The organism is Burkholderia sp. KCJ3K979, assembly GCF_016759955.1.
Classification (GTDB): Bacteria; Pseudomonadota; Gammaproteobacteria; order Burkholderiales; family Burkholderiaceae; genus Burkholderia; species Burkholderia orbicola.
On the sequence record NZ_JACFYV010000164.1, the window covers coordinates 1 to 15922 of the forward strand.

At 68.4% G+C, this 15922-nt stretch carries 22 protein-coding genes and 1 pseudogene; 9 read left to right on the plus strand and 14 right to left on the minus strand.

Translation table 11 applies throughout. The features are described 5' to 3' along the window. A pseudogene (locus H3O04_RS26285) lies at nucleotides 1-132 on the plus strand (IS481 family transposase); the annotation flags it as partial. Between the two features lie 63 nt (nucleotides 133-195). Here the strand turns inward: H3O04_RS26285 and H3O04_RS26290 are convergent. Next, nucleotides 196-408, minus strand: a complete 213-nt coding sequence (locus H3O04_RS26290; RefSeq protein WP_006489184.1) for a twin transmembrane helix small protein — start codon at nucleotides 406-408, stop codon at nucleotides 196-198. Continuing rightward, nucleotides 405-755, minus strand: coding sequence for a hypothetical protein (locus tag H3O04_RS26295; protein WP_027806248.1), 351 nt, complete (start codon nucleotides 753-755; stop codon nucleotides 405-407). The genes H3O04_RS26290 and H3O04_RS26295 overlap by 4 nt, the downstream gene beginning before the upstream one ends. A gap of 241 nt (nucleotides 756-996) precedes the next feature. Between H3O04_RS26295 and H3O04_RS26300 the strand changes: the two genes are divergently transcribed. Continuing rightward, nucleotides 997-1755: a YoaK family protein gene (locus H3O04_RS26300; protein ID WP_011545480.1), complete on the plus strand. Its 759-nt coding sequence runs from the start codon at nucleotides 997-999 to the stop codon at nucleotides 1753-1755. 96 nt (nucleotides 1756-1851) lie between these two features. Beyond that, on the plus strand, nucleotides 1852-2037 hold the full coding sequence (locus H3O04_RS26305; protein WP_006489181.1) for a ribbon-helix-helix protein, CopG family: 186 nt from the start codon (nucleotides 1852-1854) through the stop codon (nucleotides 2035-2037). A 48-nt stretch (nucleotides 2038-2085) separates the two neighbouring features. On the opposite strand, the gene H3O04_RS26310 is transcribed toward H3O04_RS26305, so the two are convergent. Next, nucleotides 2086-2922 (minus strand): spermidine synthase, encoded by an 837-nt coding sequence (locus tag H3O04_RS26310; RefSeq protein ID WP_077179786.1) that lies wholly within the window; start codon nucleotides 2920-2922, stop codon nucleotides 2086-2088. 67 nt (nucleotides 2923-2989) lie between these two features. Further along, nucleotides 2990-3343, minus strand: coding sequence for a zinc ribbon domain-containing protein YjdM (locus H3O04_RS26315; RefSeq protein ID WP_006498247.1), 354 nt, complete (start codon nucleotides 3341-3343; stop codon nucleotides 2990-2992). 274 nt (nucleotides 3344-3617) lie between these two features. Here H3O04_RS26315 and H3O04_RS26320 point away from each other — a divergent pair, with 274 nt between their 5' ends. From H3O04_RS26320 to H3O04_RS26330, 3 genes are all read left to right on the plus strand, one after another. Further along, nucleotides 3618-3968, plus strand: a complete 351-nt coding sequence (locus tag H3O04_RS26320; RefSeq protein ID WP_237666430.1) for an HPr family phosphocarrier protein — start codon at nucleotides 3618-3620, stop codon at nucleotides 3966-3968. 65 nt (nucleotides 3969-4033) lie between these two features. Continuing rightward, complete coding sequence (locus tag H3O04_RS26325) at nucleotides 4034-4255, plus strand: hypothetical protein (RefSeq protein ID WP_011545483.1); 222 nt, start codon at nucleotides 4034-4036, stop codon at nucleotides 4253-4255. A gap of 122 nt (nucleotides 4256-4377) precedes the next feature. Then, the gene (locus tag H3O04_RS26330) at nucleotides 4378-4944 is read left to right on the plus strand and encodes a GNAT family N-acetyltransferase (protein ID WP_012336702.1); all 567 of its coding nucleotides are present in this window, start codon (nucleotides 4378-4380) and stop codon (nucleotides 4942-4944) included. A gap of 22 nt (nucleotides 4945-4966) precedes the next feature. Here H3O04_RS26330 and H3O04_RS26335 read toward each other — a convergent pair whose 3' ends face one another. Further along, nucleotides 4967-5215, minus strand: coding sequence for a hypothetical protein (locus H3O04_RS26335; protein WP_226241330.1), 249 nt, complete (start codon nucleotides 5213-5215; stop codon nucleotides 4967-4969). Further along, nucleotides 5212-5544, minus strand: a complete 333-nt coding sequence (locus H3O04_RS26340; protein WP_237666431.1) for a hypothetical protein — start codon at nucleotides 5542-5544, stop codon at nucleotides 5212-5214. The genes H3O04_RS26335 and H3O04_RS26340 overlap by 4 nt, the downstream gene beginning before the upstream one ends. Nucleotides 5545-6142: 598 nt before the next feature. Between H3O04_RS26340 and H3O04_RS26345 the strand changes: the two genes are divergently transcribed. Continuing rightward, nucleotides 6143-6853 (plus strand): response regulator, encoded by a 711-nt coding sequence (locus H3O04_RS26345; RefSeq protein ID WP_027806241.1) that lies wholly within the window; start codon nucleotides 6143-6145, stop codon nucleotides 6851-6853. Nucleotides 6854-6920: 67 nt separating this feature from the next. Here the strand turns inward: H3O04_RS26345 and H3O04_RS26350 are convergent, their stop codons facing one another. The 3 genes from H3O04_RS26350 to H3O04_RS26360 form a co-directional block, all read right to left on the minus strand. Then, entirely contained in the window at nucleotides 6921-8594 is a 1674-nt protein-coding gene (locus H3O04_RS26350) for an efflux transporter outer membrane subunit (protein WP_202588766.1), read from the minus strand. 2 nt (nucleotides 8595-8596) lie between these two features. Further along, nucleotides 8597-10189: a DHA2 family efflux MFS transporter permease subunit gene (locus tag H3O04_RS26355; RefSeq protein WP_105798036.1), complete on the minus strand. Its 1593-nt coding sequence runs from the start codon at nucleotides 10187-10189 to the stop codon at nucleotides 8597-8599. A gap of 85 nt (nucleotides 10190-10274) precedes the next feature. Further along, nucleotides 10275-11687 carry an HlyD family secretion protein gene (locus tag H3O04_RS26360; protein ID WP_202588767.1) on the minus strand — a complete coding sequence of 471 codons (1413 nt, stop codon included), beginning with the start codon at nucleotides 11685-11687 and terminating at the stop codon, nucleotides 10275-10277. Between the two features lie 160 nt (nucleotides 11688-11847). Between H3O04_RS26360 and H3O04_RS26365 the strand changes: the two genes are divergently transcribed. After that, nucleotides 11848-12045 carry a hypothetical protein gene (locus H3O04_RS26365; RefSeq protein ID WP_023478045.1) on the plus strand — a complete coding sequence of 66 codons (198 nt, stop codon included), beginning with the start codon at nucleotides 11848-11850 and terminating at the stop codon, nucleotides 12043-12045. Between the two features lie 193 nt (nucleotides 12046-12238). Continuing rightward, the gene (locus tag H3O04_RS26370) at nucleotides 12239-12712 is read left to right on the plus strand and encodes an NUDIX hydrolase (RefSeq protein ID WP_043888668.1); all 474 of its coding nucleotides are present in this window, start codon (nucleotides 12239-12241) and stop codon (nucleotides 12710-12712) included. On the opposite strand, the gene H3O04_RS26375 is transcribed toward H3O04_RS26370, so the two are convergent. The 5 genes from H3O04_RS26375 to copM form a co-directional block, all read right to left on the minus strand. Beyond that, the gene (locus H3O04_RS26375; protein WP_202588768.1) at nucleotides 12687-13169 is read right to left on the minus strand and encodes a DUF1641 domain-containing protein; all 483 of its coding nucleotides are present in this window, start codon (nucleotides 13167-13169) and stop codon (nucleotides 12687-12689) included. The genes H3O04_RS26370 and H3O04_RS26375 overlap by 26 nt on opposite strands. A gap of 114 nt (nucleotides 13170-13283) precedes the next feature. Further along, nucleotides 13284-13763, minus strand: a complete 480-nt coding sequence (locus H3O04_RS26380; RefSeq protein WP_202588769.1) for a BON domain-containing protein — start codon at nucleotides 13761-13763, stop codon at nucleotides 13284-13286. A gap of 173 nt (nucleotides 13764-13936) precedes the next feature. Next, nucleotides 13937-14443, minus strand: coding sequence for a low affinity iron permease family protein (locus H3O04_RS26385; RefSeq protein WP_202588770.1), 507 nt, complete (start codon nucleotides 14441-14443; stop codon nucleotides 13937-13939). Between the two features lie 156 nt (nucleotides 14444-14599). Next, entirely contained in the window at nucleotides 14600-15340 is a 741-nt protein-coding gene (locus tag H3O04_RS26390) for an FRG domain-containing protein (RefSeq protein WP_202588771.1), read from the minus strand. A gap of 127 nt (nucleotides 15341-15467) precedes the next feature. Beyond that, nucleotides 15468-15851: a CopM family metallochaperone gene (gene copM, locus H3O04_RS26395; RefSeq protein WP_202588772.1), complete on the minus strand. Its 384-nt coding sequence runs from the start codon at nucleotides 15849-15851 to the stop codon at nucleotides 15468-15470. Nucleotides 15852-15922: the final 71 nt, after the last annotated feature.

Consider the following 15922-nt stretch of genomic DNA (forward strand, 5'->3'; position numbering starts at 1 on the left):
CATCGCATCGAAGCCTTGGCGAGTTGGCAGCACCACTACAACTGGCATCGTGCCCATAGCGCCATCGGCGGCGTTGCGCCGATGGCCAGACTTCCCGCGTCGAGAAACAACCTCTTGACGCTTCACATCTAGTCCACTTCGGCGCGATCACGCGGGACGGTCCTGCGCGGAATCGAACCGCGCGGCAACCACGCGTCAGCGCCCGATCGGCAACCCGGTCGGCTCGATCCAGCCGAGCTTGTACGCGATCAGCAGCGACAGGAACAGCGTGACCGACAAGCCGACGCGCGCGGCGAGCGACCACGCCATCCGCTTGGACTTGCCGCGATCGTGATTCATGAAGTACAGCGCGAAGATCAGGCTCGCGATGATCATCGCGAATGCCACAGAAACCAGCAGGGTTTTCATTGCCGTTGCCTTTGAAGATCCGAATCGGCCTGAATCAGTTCGGCCAGTTTTTGCCGCTCGTCGGCGACGCCGCCGACGCCCGACGCCGGCCAGTCCAGCGCGACGCCGTTGCCCAGCGAATCGCGCACCAGCGCCTGGTAGCGCCGGTCGTTGATCGTGCCGTGCGCCATCGTGTCCGAGATCTCGCGCCTAAACGGCAGCGGGAAACTCGCGTACGCGCGCGACAGCGCCGCGTATTGTCTCGCATCGATCTCTTTCGACGATGGTATGACAGTCCAGATCACCACGGCGACGATGGCCGTGAACGGGATCGCCGTGTAGCGAAGGATGAACTTGATCGGGGTCATGAAGCGGTGGGCAGAAGGAAATCGCAGGCGCGCGCCGCGCAGCGGCGAAACGCCGGCCAGTGGCGCATTGCACCATTGTACTGAAAGCACCATTCGGCCAACAAGGTATGATAATGACATTATCATGTTCATCACATGATTCGACAGCCCGGTATCCGGTGCAAGCGGCGTGCCCGTCACGCCGCCCGGCATCGTTTTTCCGCCTGTGCCCGCGAATCCGCGACGATCGAGCGAAGCCCTTATGCCAGCGCAGTACTTTCGAAACCTGACGGGAAAACACCGCAGCGCGACCGCCAATCGCCAGCTCGGGTTTTCGCTCGCGTTCGTCGCCGGCGCGGCCAATGCCGGCGGCTTTCTCGCGGTCAAGCAATACACGTCGCACATGAGCGGCATCGTGTCGGCGATCGCCGACCAGACGGCGCTCGGCGACGTGCGGCTCGCGCTCGCCGGCATCAGCTCGCTGGGGTCGTTCCTGATCGGCGCCAGTTGCTCGGCGATCCTCGTCAACTGGGGGCGCCGCCGGGGCCTGCACAGCCAGTTCATGCTGCCGCTGCTGGTCGAAGCCGGGCTGCTGTTGCTGTTCGGGCTGCTCGGCAGCCACCTCGCGCTGTGGGAAACGTTCTTCGTGCCGGTGACCGTGACGCTGCTGTGCTTCATCATGGGGCTGCAGAACGCGACGATCACGAAGCTGTCCGGCGCGGAAATCCGCACGACGCACGTCACGGGCATCGTGACCGACCTCGGCATCGAGCTCGGGAAGCTGTTCTACTGGAACCGCTCGGCCATCGACGTCGACGCGCACGCGGTGATCGCCAACCGTTCGAAACTGCGGATACACGCGACGATGCTCGCGTCGTTCTTCGTCGGCGGCCTGGCCGGCGCCATCGGCTTCAAGCATGTGGGCTACGTGTCGACGGTGCCGCTCGCCGCGGTGCTCGTCACGCTCGCCATCGTGCCGGTGATCGACGACCTGCTCGCGCTGCTGCGCAGCCAACGCTGATCGTGCGCCACGGGCGGCGCGCGCGGTGCGTGCGCGGTAACGCCGAAAGCGGATCGATTATAATTTGATTAACATACCGACCACCCTCGCCCCGTCATGGAAACGAAAACCGCCCGCCTGACCGTCCTGATCGATCCCGCGAAGAAGGAAGCCTTCGAGATGCTCTGCGCGGAGCAGGATCTTACGCCGTCGCAAGTCGTCCGGCAGTTGATCCGCGAATATCTCGACCGGCACGGCGTCACGTACAAGACCCGCAGCGCGATCGGCAAGCGCGTGAAGTAAGCGCGGCCGTCAAGGCCGCGTGGCGCCGGCCGGGTACCCCCGGCACCGTTACGCGCCGATCTCCCAACGTTCGTGCGATTGCGCACGCCACACCAGCCGCCGCGGATCGATGCCCTCGCCGTGCTTCATGCGCCGCGCGGTGGCAGCGAGCTTCAGTTCGCCGGCCTGCGGGCAGGCGAGCGCCCGCTCCAGCAGGGTACGCAACGACGGCAGCCGGCTGCCGCCCTTCCACGCGAATGCAACGAAGTTGTTGTCGTCGCCACACGGCACCAGCGCATACGACGAACCGAATACCGATCGCAGTTGCTCGAGGTGCTCCGGCAAGGCCGGATCGTCGTCCATGAAGTTGATCGCGAGCACGCCGGATTCGCTCAGGCGCGCGCGGCACATATCGAGGAATATGCCGCCCGTACAGCGCCCGCGCCTCCCGTCGGCGACGAACGCGTCGTGCAGGATCACGTCCGTCCGGACGTCCGCCCGCTCGAGATGATCCGCGCCGTCCGCGCATACCACGCGAAAGCGCGCATCATCGGCAGGAATCCTGAACACGTCGCGCAGCGCGATCACGTCCGGATTGATCTCGACCGCATCGAGCGTCGTGCCGGGCAGGTGGCGGTAGCAGTACTTCGCGAGCGACCCGCCGCCGAGCCCGAGCATGCAGATGTGCGCCGGCTCGGCCTGCAACAGCAGGAAACCCATCATCACGCGCGTATAGCCGAGCGCGAGCCGCACCGGATCGCGCAGCGACATGAAGCTCTGGGTGCCGAAATGATCGAAGTGCAGCGAGACCGCGTGCTGCGTCTCCAGCACGAACGGCCGGCCGTCGTTCAGCGGCGTCGCCAGGAACCTGACGAACGCGTCGTAGGAAGTTCGATCCTCGGCCATGTGCGGGTAATCGGCTGGAAATGCGGCGGATGAAAACGCGGATGCAGCGGCTGCCTGAACCGTGTGCTCAGACCTTCTTCAGATAGCACGCCTTCAGCATGAAGCCGCCCATGTCGGTCTTGCAGTCGACTTCATGATCGCCGCCGACGAGCCGGATGCTCTTGACCTTGGTGCCCATCTTCAGCGTGATCGACGAACCCTTCACGCGCAGGTCCTTGATCAGCACGACCGAATCGCCGTCCGACAGCACGTTACCGTTGGCGTCCTTGACGACGTCGCCCGCCGGTTCGTCGCCGGCCTCGGCGCCGGCGTCGGCCGACCATTCATGGCCGCAGTCCGCGCACACGGTCAGCGCGCCATCCGGGTAAGTGTTTTCCATCGCGCATTGCGGGCAGGCGGGGGCATTCATTGCAGCTTCCATTCGGGGAGAGGTTCGGGTCGATCGACGATGCCGGGCGAGCAGGTCGCATGCCCGGATGCGCCGCCACGCGGCCGCCGGCAGTGCCACGGGCCGCCAGCGGCGCACACATCATTATAATGCAATTCACATGATCTGGCCGATGCATTATAATCATCCACTTCCCGACAATCCGCGCACTTGAATGCGCCTTCGCAGCGGATGTCGGCATGTTCGCGCCGAATGGCGCGCGCACTCCGCCCGGCCGGCGCCCCGCGACCCTGCGGGAAATCGTGACATGCCGGCCGCCCGAAGTCCGCAACACGCGCGCAACCGTGCAGGTCGCACGCCGCTCCGCCCACCTGTCCGGAGGCTTTCCAGCATCGTGGCAACCGTTGTGTACGTTCAAATCGGCCCCGCATGGAACCGTAATCGGGGCCGCGCCGCGCGCGACGCGACCGTCGACGCAGCACGCCGTTTCGACAGCGATATCCAGCTGATCGCGAACGGGCACGGCAGCAACGCAAAAGACAGCGGCGCGATCGCGTCGCTGCAGGTTCACGGCGGCACGTCGGCCCAGGTGCTCGCCACCGGCCCCGACGAGGAAGCGGCGCTCCAGGCGCTGTTGCCGTTGCTGCAAGCAGGCTGACGCTTGCGCCGCCGATCCCGCGGCCACGCGCCGTCCATCCCGAAACGCCATTTCCCGAGGAAGCGATGAACGACAATCTCACGTCCAACACCCCCAACCTGTCGGCCTCCGCGATCTGGGCGCTCGAACGCCTCGCCGATGTTCGCTACGGCCGCGATGCGCCGGCGCTCGGCTGGTCGATCGCGCGGGAGCTCGTCAGCGCCGGGTTCGTCAGCCATCCCCCGCACGGCCGCTCCGGCGCGTCGATCACGGCCGAAGGGCGTTCCTTCCTGAAAAGCCGCAAGTAAAGACCCTACGGGACGGGCACGATCGCACGTCATGCCCCGATGCGGGCGGGGCATTGCGCCCCGCTCGCCGTTTACGCGGTATCGTACGGAGCCCAAGCGCGGCAGCCGTGCCGCTTTCCCTCATGGAACGCCCGATGACATTCAGCGCCGTGCCACCCGTCTCGTCCCCGCCCGTTCTCGACACGCCGCGCCTGATTCTCGAAGGCCATCCGCTCGGCGACTTCGACGCACTCGCCGCGATGTGGGCGGAGCCCGGCGTCGTCGCGCACATCTTCAACGGCACGCCCTCCACACCGCGCGACTCGTGGATGCGCATGCTCGCGTATCGCGGGCTGTGGCCGCTGCTCGGCTATGGCTACTGGGCGATTCGCGAAAAGGCGTCGGGCCGTTATGTCGGCGATCTCGGCTTCGCGGATTTTCATCGGAACATCGAGCCGCCGATTCGCGGCGTACCGGAAGCCGGCTGGGCGCTGGCGACGTGGGCGCAAGGCAATGGCTACGCGACCGAGGCGCTCGCGGCCGCGCTCGCATGGCTCGACGCACAGCAGCGGTTCGAGCGCAGCGTGTGCCTGATCGCGCCGACCAACGTCGCCTCGATCCGGGTCGCGGAGAAAGCCGGTTACGGCGAGCCGCGGCGCATCCGCTTCAACGACGCCGATTCGCTGATGTTCTCGCGCAAGAGCCGGTAAGCGCGGCGAACCGGCAGCCGGGTCAGTCGGCTGCCGGTTCGTAGCAATGCATGAAGAGGCCGTCTTCCATCGGCCAGCAGTTGCCGCATTCATCGCGCACGATCCAGTCGCCCGGCTTCACCGATCGCCAGCCTTCCGGCGTCGCGACCGCCCACTTGCCCTCACGACGCTCTACCCGTTCATGGTCGCCCTCGGCGAACCATCGTGTTGCATCGACCTGACTCGTGCGTTTTCTGAATCTCATGCCGCCACCGAAGGAAACGAATCTCAATGTCGCGTTGCCGCGGCGCCGGTCTCGAGCGACCGCTGCTGCACCCTCAGCGCGTTCGTTGCCGCGCGGGTTGCGTGCAACGCCGCCCAGCCCTCCGCGAGGAGCGCCTCCAGCGTTTCGCGCGCGACGGTGGAGATCCGGACATCGATCTCCTGCACTTTCATCAGCGCCGACATGACCTCGTCCGGTTGATCGGGTGCAAGCGCAACGATGAACGCCGAACGCATCTCGGCAGCGCGGACGGCCTCGTTCCAGTCGGCGCGCGCCACCGCGGCTTCGATCGCATGCGTGAGTGCATCGAGACTCAGGACGACTTGCAACGGCGTCATTTCGCTTCCCCGTGAATCCCGTGAATCATTCGTCTTGTTTGCTTGCCGGCCCGTCGCGAGCCGGTGCGGCATCGATCCGACCCGCGCGCATCCCGGTTCCGCACGCGAGCAGCCTGACTCGACGTGTCGTCGAAACCGGCGGTCGATGTAACCGGAGAGCAGATGCCATCGCAGTATGCGATGCGCGTAAGTCACGTTCGGGAATTGTAGGGACCGAGAGACGCCAACGTCGGTAATATTTTGTAATGATATGTCGACTAACCTTGCCTGGCCTGGGTTCGGCCGGTGCAAGCGAGGTTCGCCGACGCCGGATCGGCGCAAACGTTTTCGTCTGAAGGTTGCCCGCTCGCGCATCATCGCGCGCGCCGCGCCGGACCTCGCATCGACCTGTTTCAACCTCACAAGCGGCCTGACGCTCCCCACCCCGCGCTTTCCACCGGCGGCAGCGATTGGCCCACAGCTAAGTTCACCGAACGATCCAGATTTCGTCACATTTCGTCGGAATGTTGCGCAGTATCATCCACCTCGCTTCGGCTACGACGCGTTCGGACTGGGCCTGACCGCTCGCCACCTTCCCGTTTTGCCCCTTCGTTTACCGATGCCCATTCGAATCCTGCTCGTCGAAGACGACGTCCCGCTGTCCGCGCTGATCGCCGACTATCTGCGCAAGCATCATTACCGGGTGGAGACGTTGTTCGACGGCGCCGGCGCGGTGCCGGCGATCGTCGCGAGCCGCCCCGATCTCGTGCTGCTCGACGTCAACCTGCCGGGCAAGGACGGCTTCGAGATCTGCCGCGAGGCGCGCATGCATTACGACGGCATCGTCATCATGGTGACGGGCCGCGACGAGCCGTTCGACGAATTGCTCGGCCTGGAACTCGGCGCGGACGACTTTCTCCGCAAGCCGGTCGAGCCGCGCCTGCTGCTCGCGCGGATCAAGGCGCAGTTGCGGCGTACGCGCGTGCCGGCCGGCGAGCCCGTGCCGGATTCGCCGCAGCGATACGTGTTCGGCAAGTTCTCGATCGACCGGGCCGACCGTCGCGTACATCTTCCCGACGGCAGCATGCCGCGCCTGACGTCGACCGAATTCGACCTGCTGTGGGCGCTCGTATGCCGCGCGGGCGAGGTGGTCAGCCGGGAAGACCTGACGCTGCTGCTGCGCGGCATCGCGTTCGACGGCCTCGATCGCTCGATCGACGGCCGCATCTCGAAGCTGCGCCGCAAGCTGCGCGACGATGCGAACGAACCGAAACGGATCAAGACCATCCGCTCGAAGGGCTATCAGTTCAGCAAGCACGCATGGGATTGAAGCCGCGCGCGGGCCGGCGAACGACGTTGCGCGAGCGCGGCTCGCGAAGCCCGGCACGCGCTTGCGGCTATCTGGTGCGTGCCGCCTCTGCCCCCGCATCCGAGTTCGTGCCCGAGCCGGCCTGCCATCCGCCGCCGAGCGCCTTGTACAGCGCGACGAGATCGGTCGTCTTCTGCAACGCGCCCTGCTCGGCCTGCTGCCGACCTTCCGACCATTGCCGCTCGGCGTCCAGCACGTCGAGGAACGGCGACAGCCCTTTCCTGTAGCGATCGCGCGCGAGATCCAGCGCGCCCTGTTCGGCCTTCACCGCATCGTCGAGCGCGGCCGCGCGCGCCTGGTCGGTGCGGTACACGGCCAGCGCATTGTCGACGTCGCGCAGCGCGACGAGCACGGCCTGTCGGTAGGCGAGCGCCGCTTCCGTCTGGCGCGCCTGCGACAGCCGCAGGTTCGACACGAGCTGCCCGCCGGAGAAGATCGGCAGCGAGATGGCCGGCCCGAACGAATAGAACAGGTGCGACCAGTGCGCGAGTTCGCGCACGTGCGACGCACGCAGCCCGACTTGCCCGGTCAACGAGATGTCCGGATAGAACTGCGCGACCGCGACGCCGACGTCGGCGGTGGCCGCATGCAGTTCGGCCTCCGCGCGTCGGATGTCGGGCCGCCGGCGCGCGAGCGTCGACGGCAGCCCGACCGGCACGCTCGGCGGCACGTCCGGCAACGCGCGCGGCGCGTCGAGCCAGTCGTCGAGCGCGCCCGGCGCGCCGCCGACCAGATACGCGAGCCCGTTGCGCAGCAGCACGATCTGCTGGTCGAACTGCGGCAGTTGCGCGCGAATCTGCGCAAGCCGCGCGTCGGCGCTGCGCACGTCGAGATCGCTCGCGAGACCGTGCGCGGCCTGCTCGCGCGTCAGGTCGAGCAGTTCCCGCTGTGCGCGTTGCAGATCGTCGGCCAGCGCGCGCTGCGCTTGCGCGCCGCGCAGTTGCAGATAGGTTTGCGCGACTTCGGCCTCCAGCGACAGCAGCGCATCGTCGCGGCTCGCGATCGCCGCGCTCGTCTGCGCGCCGGCCGCTTCGACCGAGCGGCGCACCCGGCCGAACAGGTCCAGCTCCCACGATGCGTCGAACCCGGCCTGCCACAGGTTGACCGGCGCTTCGAGCGCATCGAGCGCGCCGCGCGCGCCTTGCTGCACGCTCGCGCCGGTGCCCGGCCCGAACCGGTCGAGCGGCGAGCCCGGCGCGCCGAGAAGATCGACCCGCTGGTCGATGCCCTGCTCCTCGACGATCCCTTTCAGGCCGAGTTGTTCGCGCTGGTAGCTCGCCGTCGCACGCACGTCCGGCAAACCCTGCGCGGCGGCCGCGCGGACCTGCGCGCGTGCCTGGGCAATGCGCAGCACGGCGGCCTGCACGTCGAGGTTGTCATGCGCGGCGCGCTCGACGAGCTGGTCGAGCAGCGGATCGCCGAACGCGCGCCACCAGCGCGGATCGGGATCGGCGCTCGTCACCGGCGACGACGGCGCATGCGCGCCGGGGGCCGATGCAGCCGATGCCGCTGACGCGCCCGATGCCGGCGATGCCGCGTTCGCGGCCTGCAAGTCATGCCAGTTGGCCGGCGCGTCCGCCTGCGGCGGCTTGAAATCCGGTCCGACGATACAGCCCGCCAGCACCGCGCAGGCGGCGAGCATCGCGGCGATCCCGCGTGGAGGTAGCGAATGTCGGCGACGGCCGCGTCGATGCATCGTCATCGTCAATGCCCTCCCGCGCCGCCCGCGGCCTTCGCCGACGAGAACAGGAACGTCAGCGGAATGCTGAACGCGCAGAACACCGCGAGGATCGCGAACACGTCGATATACGCGAGGATCGTCGCCTGTTCGATGAAGGTCTGGTACAGCCGCCCGCTCGCGGTCTGCAGCGCGGCCGACGGCTGCGCGCCCGTCAGCGCGCCGATCGCGCGCGCATTCTCCTGCAACGCGTCCTGGAAGTTCTGCGACAGCGTCGACATGTGCGTGGACAGGTGCGCCATGCGCGCCTGCGTGCGCTCGCGGATCAGCGCGGTCGACACCGAGATGCCGATCGAGCCCGCGACGTTGCGGAACATCGTGAACAGCGCGGACGCATCGTCGTTGAGCCGCTGCGGCACGGTCAGGTACGCGAGCGTCGTGATCGGCACGAACATGAAGCCGATCGCGAGCGACTGCGCGCACCGGATCATCATCAGGTGCGTGTAATCGATGTCCGGCACCAGTGTGCGCGAATAGATCAGCGAGCCGCACAGCAGCACGAAGCCGAATCCGACCAGATAGCGCGTCTGCACGTGCGGCATCAGCCGGCTCACGAGCGGAATCTCGAGCGTGATCAGCAGCGCGCCGGGCGACAGCACGAGCCCAGCGAGCGTCGCCGTGTAGCCGAGACGCTGCTGCGCGAGCTGCGGCACGATCACCGCGCTGCCGTACAGCACGGCCGCGAACGTCGCGATCGTCACGCAGCCGAGCGCGAAATTGCGGTCGCGCAGGCACGACAGGTCGACCACCGGTTTCTTCGTACGCAGCAGCCACAGCGTCGCGCCGACCAGCCCGAGCACGGACAGCACGGCGAAGACGCGGATGAAGTTCGAGCCGAACCAGTCCTCGTCCTCGCCGCGATCGAGCATCACCTGCAGGCAGCCGAGGCCGATCGCGAGCAGCCCGATGCCGATGTAGTCGATCGAGATCCCGCGTTCGGCGCCGCGCCGCCACGGCGGGTCCTCGACGAGCTGCATCACCGCGAGCACGGTCAGCGCGCCGATCGGCACGTTGAGCAGGAACACCCAGCGCCACGAGAAATGGTCGGTGATCCAGCCGCCGAGCGTCGGCCCGAGCACCGGCGCGACGACGATCGCGATCGCCGAGATCGAGAACGCGCGGTTGCGCTGCTCGGGCGGAAACGTATCGAGGATGATCGACTGCTGGTTCGGCTGCAGCCCGCCGCCGAACAGCCCTTGCAGCACGCGGAACACGATCAGTTCGCCGAGGTTGGTCGCGACGCCGCACAGGAACGAGCACACGGTAAACGCGGCGATGCACAGCAGGAAGTAGCGCTTGCGGCCGAGCAGCCGCCCGAGGAACCCCGAAATCGGCAGCACGATGCCGTTCGCGACGAGATACGACGTGAGCGTCCAGGTCGCCTCGTCGTAGCTCGCCGACATCGTGCCGGCGATGTGCGGCAGCGCGACGTTGACGATCGTCGTGTCGAGCACTTCCATGAACGCGGCGAGCGTGACGACGATCGCGATGAGCCACGGATTCGCGGCGGGTCGCCAGGTGCCGCCGGACGCGCCGCCGCGCTCGGGCGGCCGGCTCATCGGCGGGCCTCGCGAAACGGGAACGGCATGCGGGTATCGGGCATCGGATCGCTCCGGTCGACACCGGCCGCGGCACGGCGGCCGGTCATTTGAGGTGAACGGTCGGCACGACCGACAGGCCGAGACCGAGCGGTGGACGGGTCGGCAGCGGGCCATCGAGCACGATCTTCACCGGCACGCGCTGCACGATCTTCACGAAGTTGCCGGTCGCGTTCTCGGTCGGGAACGCGGAGAAGCGCGAGCCGCTGCCGAGCTGGATGCTGTCGACGTGGCCGTGCAGGTCGAGATCGGGATACGCGTCGACCGACACGTCGACGCGGTCGCCGATGCGCATCCGCTCGAGCTGCGACTCCTTGAAATTCGCGGTGACCCACACGCGCGGCGTGACGATCGAGAAGATCGACGTGCCCGGTTGCAGGAACGAGCCCAGTTGCACGTTGCGCCGCGTGACCCAGCCGTCGGACGGCGCGCGCATCTCGCAGTACGACAGGTTCAGGTTGGCCGTCTCGAGCTGCGCGCGTGCCTGCAGCACCTGCTGGCGGCGTTCCTCGACGGCGGTCTCGGCCTGCCGGATCTGCTGCGGCACGAGGCTCGCGGTGCGCGCCTGCGCCTGGGCCATCGCGACGTTCGCGTCGGCGGTCGCGCGCTGCGCATCGGCCGCGTCGATCGCCTGCTGCGAGGTTGCGCGCGCATCGACCGCCCGCTGGCGGGACTGCGCGGCGAGCGCCTGCCGGTACGCGGCTTCCGCCGATTCGATCTGCGCGCGCGCCTGCCGGTACTGGGCCGGATACTGCACGCGCGCGATATCGAGCTGCACGCGCGCCGCGTCGAGCTGCGCCTGCGCGAGACCGAGCTGCGCCTGCGCCGCGTCGACCTGCGCGCGGTAGTCGCGCGGATCGATCTCGACGAGCACGTCGCCGCGCCGCACGAAGGTGTTGTCGTCGACCGCCAGGCGCGTCACGTAGCCGGACACGTGCGGCGCGACCGCGATCGCGTTGCCGTCGGTATACGCATCGTCGGTGCTTTCCTGGTTGCGCGTCGCGAACCACCACACGAGCCCGCCGATGAGCAGCACCAACACCACCGCGCCCAGAATGATCAGCGGCTTCTTGCCGGGCCGCTTGCGTTCGCCGTCGCCGTCGTTGCCATCCCCGTCGCCGCCGGTGCGGCCGCCGCGATCGTCGTGCGGATGGTCGTCGCCGCCACCGCCGCCCGGCGCGTCGGTCGGGTGCTCGCCGTTGCGGCCTGGCGCGGCGCCCGAGCCGCTGCCGCCGCCGGACTGGCCGTCGCCTGCACGGGCGATGGCGGTGGGCCAGCGCTCGAACACCGGCCAAGGCACGCGCATCGGCATCATCGGCGTCGACAAGGCGACACCGGCCACCGCCGGCGCGAACGCGTCCGGCGCGCCGGTGCGTCGCGGTCCGGGCGTCAACGCGCGCCGGACCGCGACGCACCATCGCTCACGAACGGACAACGGGCACAGGATCGCATCGGGCATGAAACGGGGCTCCAGGCGGCGGCTGCGGGCGACATTGCTCGCGCCGACTTCAAGCGCGCGATCAAGCAAACGGCGGGCCCGGCTATCTGCTTCGTCCGACCGCGGCATGCAGGATGCGCGACGCGTGCACTTCGACCGCCCCCGACAGGACTCGCGAACCATGACACGCTCCACCTCGCTCGACACCGATACACGCGGCGAAGATCGCGGCGACAGCACGCCCGGCCCCGAAGGCAAGCGCCGCGGCACGGGCACGCCGCCGCCGCGCAGCACCCACGACCCCGCCGAAGGCAAGCCGACCGAGCCGGAAAGCGGAACGCCGCCGCATCGGCCCGACGAACCGGACGACTCGCGATAGGTCGCACGTCGCGCCGCACCGCTCGTCCGCCCTCGACGGCCGGCGGCAGAAATGACAAGCCGTTGAAAAATCGCGGACGACGATCAGCGCGTGGCGCCGAAACGTTCGCATGCCGGGCAGCGCGGCGGCGAAGCGGGCATGCACGTTGCTGTACAGGGTCATGGATCTTTCAATCACCCGCTGCCTGCCTTGCATGACGCTACCCGACCCGGCCGATTTCCCTGTTCGCGCGGTGCCCTTGGCGCCATTGGCCAAGGAACGCGCCACGATCATCTGCCATCGCAACCAGCGTGTGCTGCTGGTCGCGCGCGGGCGAGCGTCGCGCTGGACGTTGCCGGGCGGCGTGATTCGGCGCGGCGAATCGGCGCTCGACGCCGCGCATCGCGAACTTCGGGAGGAAACGGGGCTCGCCGATCTCGAACTCGCGTATTTCTTCTACGTGGACGGCAGCGTGAAACGCCATCACGTCTTCGTCGCGAGCCTGCCGCGCGGCGCGCACGCGTGCCCGGGCCGGGAAATCGCGCTGTGCCGCTGGGTCGGTATCGACGCGGTATCGCACTGGCCGGCCAGCGCGCCGACGCAGCGCATCATCCGTCAGTTCGCGGGCCTGTGCGCCGCGAGCGACCTGCAACCGCGCGCGCTCACGCGCCTTTCGTCGTCTCGTTGAGGCCGGCGACCGGCGACCGGGCATCGCGTGCGAGCCCTTGCGCGAAGACCTTCAGCCCTTCGAGCAGCGGCGTCAACGCATCCCACAGCGCCTCGTCGTGCAGCAGCCGGTAGACGCCGCGCACGCCGGGCGCGACATGCTCGTGCTGAGACGGCTGCCACGAGCCGACGTGATGCAGCGCGTCGGCTGCCGCGAATGCGGCACGGCTGAACTGTTCCGGCGGAATGCGCGACAGCGCCGTCACGAGCACCGCGAGATTCTCCATGCCGCTTTGCATGCCGGGCTTGTCGAGCGCGTCGACGAACGTGTCGGCCAGTCGCGCGTTCGCGCTGACGACCTCGTTCGCGAAGCGCAGGAAGCCGTGCCGATGCAGGCTGCCGAGCAAGTGTTCGAGCGCGTCGTGCGCGCCGGGCTCCGGAGGCGGAGGCGTCGTGCCGGGGGGCTGGCGGTCGATCATGGGCTTGCTCCGGTTGGGGCGCCAGGCTGCCGTCGTGCCGGCAGCCGTGCGTGCGCCGAATGCGTGTCGTACTCGTTCACCGGCCCCCCGTCGGTGCGGGCAGCCGCGGCCGCGTCAGTGCGAATGGCCGTCGGGCGACGCCTTGTATTCGCTGCGCGCGCCCATCGCGTCCTCGACGTGATGCACGCCATGCAGCGCGGCGACGCCGTCGATCAGCACCTGACGTTCGGCTTCCTCGACCTGTCCGGTCAGGCACACGTTGCCGCGCTCAACGCTCACGTCGATGTCGCGCGGACGGGCGACGAGCCGGCCAAGCGCCGCACGCACGCGCTCGGCCACCTGCACGTCGCTCGCATCGCCCGCGAGCCAGTCCGCCCGCAGGCCGGCGATCGCGCCGCGCGCATGGTCGGCCGCCCGCTTCACCTGCGTATTCGCATAATCGGCCACGTCGTGCCGGCCCGCAACCGCCTTGTCGCGCAGATAAGCGCGTCGGCGCCGGCCGGACGCCGGATCGAGGAAGTACATCGCGGCGGCCCCGCAAGCGACGGCCACCGCAAGATTCAGCAACGGATTCGAAGGGGTTCTGGAGTTCATGAAGGCACCGTAGGCAATACCCGGAACGACCGGGCTTCGTTTCGGCATGCAGCACGTGCCGTTCCCTGCTGCGAGCGGCGCATGCGAGCCGTCGCGCCGCGGTGTGCCGACCGAAACGACAAACGTTTGAAAAATCATCGGGCCGCGCCTCGCTCGATCGGAAGATCCGACGATCACGATTCGGGCGGCGCGTCGGTCGTTTCCGCGCGCTTGCCGCCCGGTTCGTCCTCGCCGCGCTCGGCTGCGCGCTGCGCCATCTCGACGTAGGTCTGCGCCAACGCGCGCAATTCCTCCTCCGACGCATCCTCGATCCCGATCAGCCGGTCGCTCGCCGCGCGCGTGACCGCGAGCAGTTCGTCGAGTTTCAGGTGCAGCGCCACGCTGTCGCGGTTCTGGTTGCGCTGCAGCAGGAACACCATCAGGAACGTGATGATCGTGGTGCCGGTGTTGATCACGAGCTGCCACGCGTCGGAGTAGTGAAACACCGGCCCGCTCACGAGCCACAGCACGGTGATCGCGACCGCGCTGCCGAACGCCACTGGCGAGCCGGCCCAGGTGGTCACGCTCGATGCAAACCGTTCGAACGCACGGGTGACGGCGTGCCCGGCCGGCCGGGAACCGGCACCGGGCCCGCACGCCGTGTCGCGACGCTCGCTCGGTGGTTCGTTGGGTTCGCGCATGAAAGCCTCCGGATTCGATGGTCTGTTTGAATGCGCGCATGAACCGCCGCGCCGCCCGCCGCGAACCGGTCGCAAGCAAGGCGCTTGGGGTTCGGTCCCGTGCGCGCGCCGTCGAGACAAGCATTGCGCGTGCCCGGCCGGCAGCCCGTGTGGGCTTTACCGCGGCGCGTGTGTGTCCTCGTCGTCCGGGAAATAGCGCGCGTCGGTCAATTGCGCGATGCCGTCGAGATCGGGGAAGATCGTCGCGATGCTCACGCCGACGCCGGCCAGTTCCTGCCGGATCGTCGCGAACCGGGCGCCCGGCACGACGATGCGCATCAGGCGGCCGGCGAGGTCCGCATGCTCGTCGAGCGGCACGAAGCGCTCGGCGCCGGCGTCGTAACAGTGAATCGTGAACCAGCCGTCCTGCGCGGTGATCCTCGGCATCACGTGGCGCGGCCGGAACACCTTGGTGCGCGTGACCTGCAGCGGCGCGCGCCGTTCAGCTGCGGTCGCGATGTCGTCGGCGTCGTGCGACAGGCACCACACCACGCCGTCTCCGCCGGATTCGCCCGCGCGCCGGACCGCGAACCACAGCGCGGCCAGCGCGTTGCCGGACCAGTCGAGCAGGCGCGTGCGCATCCCGTGCTGCTGCGCGAGCGCGAGCCAGTCGCACGCATCGAGGTTCTGCCCGGGCTCGAGATGCGGCAGCGCGCGCCGCGTGAATTCGTCGAGCATCCGCGCCTCGACGTCGGGCGACGCGCGCTGCCGCGCGATGCCGGGCACGAGCGGCCAGCCGGCGTTGCACTGGCCGCGAAAGAGCCGCAGCGCCATCGTCTGCCGCTGCGCGCCGATCGCGGCCATGTAGTCGGCCACGCTGTCGATCGAGCGGCCTGCCGTCTCGCGCTTACCGTCCATGCATCGCGCCTCCTTTCGCAGCCGATAGGACGCACGGCCATCGCCTCGGCACGTGTCCGGTATCGCCACTCATCGGATGCCGAACCATCGATACAGCCGGCTGCGTATCGCCGTTTCGCATCGCGGCTCACGGCGTCTTGCCGTGCTCCTTCTGCCAGCGCTCCATCAACGCGATCTCGTCGCGCTGCGCGGCGACGATCCGGCTCGCGAGCTGCCGCAGCGTGGGGTCCTTGCCGTATTTGAGCTCGACCTGCGCCATGTCGATCGCGCCCTGGTGATGCGGCGCCATGTGTGAGACGAAATCGCGATCGGCGTCGCCCGTGTACGGCGCACTCTCCATCGCTTCCATCATTTTTCGGTCGGCGCGCTTGAACGCCTGCGTGGACGTGTCGGGCACGCTGGCTGGATTGGGCGGGCGCAACTGGGCCGCCGCGGGCAGCGCCGACCCACACGCCGTCAGCAGTGCGCAGGCGGCACAGCGGCGCAGGAATGATCGGTTGAAGGCAGGCATGCCCCCTCCTCGCTAGGAAAGTGAATGGTTCGCGTACGCGATCTTGCTCGTCCGGACGCGTGACGGCGGGT

Bases quoted from the DNA above. Each gene is read 5' to 3' on its own strand.
- H3O04_RS26290 (WP_006489184.1), bottom strand. From the start codon at position 408: ATGAAAACCCTGCTGGTTTCTGTGGCATTCGCGATGATCATCGCGAGC.
- H3O04_RS26295 (WP_027806248.1), bottom strand. From the start codon at position 755: ATGACCCCGATCAAGTTCATCCTTCGCTACACGGCGATCCCGTTCACG.
- H3O04_RS26300 (WP_011545480.1), top strand. From the start codon at position 997: ATGCCAGCGCAGTACTTTCGAAACCTGACGGGAAAACACCGCAGCGCG.
- H3O04_RS26305 (WP_006489181.1), top strand. From the start codon at position 1,852: ATGGAAACGAAAACCGCCCGCCTGACCGTCCTGATCGATCCCGCGAAG.
- H3O04_RS26310 (WP_077179786.1), bottom strand. From the start codon at position 2,922: ATGGCCGAGGATCGAACTTCCTACGACGCGTTCGTCAGGTTCCTGGCG.
- H3O04_RS26315 (WP_006498247.1), bottom strand. From the start codon at position 3,343: ATGGAAGCTGCAATGAATGCCCCCGCCTGCCCGCAATGCGCGATGGAA.
- H3O04_RS26320 (WP_237666430.1), top strand. From the start codon at position 3,618: ATGCCGGCCGCCCGAAGTCCGCAACACGCGCGCAACCGTGCAGGTCGC.
- H3O04_RS26325 (WP_011545483.1), top strand. From the start codon at position 4,034: ATGAACGACAATCTCACGTCCAACACCCCCAACCTGTCGGCCTCCGCG.
- H3O04_RS26330 (WP_012336702.1), top strand. From the start codon at position 4,378: ATGGAACGCCCGATGACATTCAGCGCCGTGCCACCCGTCTCGTCCCCG.
- H3O04_RS26340 (WP_237666431.1), bottom strand. From the start codon at position 5,544: ATGACGCCGTTGCAAGTCGTCCTGAGTCTCGATGCACTCACGCATGCG.
- H3O04_RS26345 (WP_027806241.1), top strand. From the start codon at position 6,143: ATGCCCATTCGAATCCTGCTCGTCGAAGACGACGTCCCGCTGTCCGCG.
- H3O04_RS26350 (WP_202588766.1), bottom strand. From the start codon at position 8,594: ATGACGATGCATCGACGCGGCCGTCGCCGACATTCGCTACCTCCACGC.
- H3O04_RS26355 (WP_105798036.1), bottom strand. From the start codon at position 10,189: ATGAGCCGGCCGCCCGAGCGCGGCGGCGCGTCCGGCGGCACCTGGCGA.
- H3O04_RS26360 (WP_202588767.1), bottom strand. From the start codon at position 11,687: ATGCCCGATGCGATCCTGTGCCCGTTGTCCGTTCGTGAGCGATGGTGC.
- H3O04_RS26365 (WP_023478045.1), top strand. From the start codon at position 11,848: ATGACACGCTCCACCTCGCTCGACACCGATACACGCGGCGAAGATCGC.
- H3O04_RS26370 (WP_043888668.1), top strand. From the start codon at position 12,239: ATGACGCTACCCGACCCGGCCGATTTCCCTGTTCGCGCGGTGCCCTTG.
- H3O04_RS26375 (WP_202588768.1), bottom strand. From the start codon at position 13,169: ATGATCGACCGCCAGCCCCCCGGCACGACGCCTCCGCCTCCGGAGCCC.
- H3O04_RS26380 (WP_202588769.1), bottom strand. From the start codon at position 13,763: ATGAACTCCAGAACCCCTTCGAATCCGTTGCTGAATCTTGCGGTGGCC.
- H3O04_RS26385 (WP_202588770.1), bottom strand. From the start codon at position 14,443: ATGCGCGAACCCAACGAACCACCGAGCGAGCGTCGCGACACGGCGTGC.
- H3O04_RS26390 (WP_202588771.1), bottom strand. From the start codon at position 15,340: ATGGACGGTAAGCGCGAGACGGCAGGCCGCTCGATCGACAGCGTGGCC.
- copM (WP_202588772.1), bottom strand. From the start codon at position 15,851: ATGCCTGCCTTCAACCGATCATTCCTGCGCCGCTGTGCCGCCTGCGCA.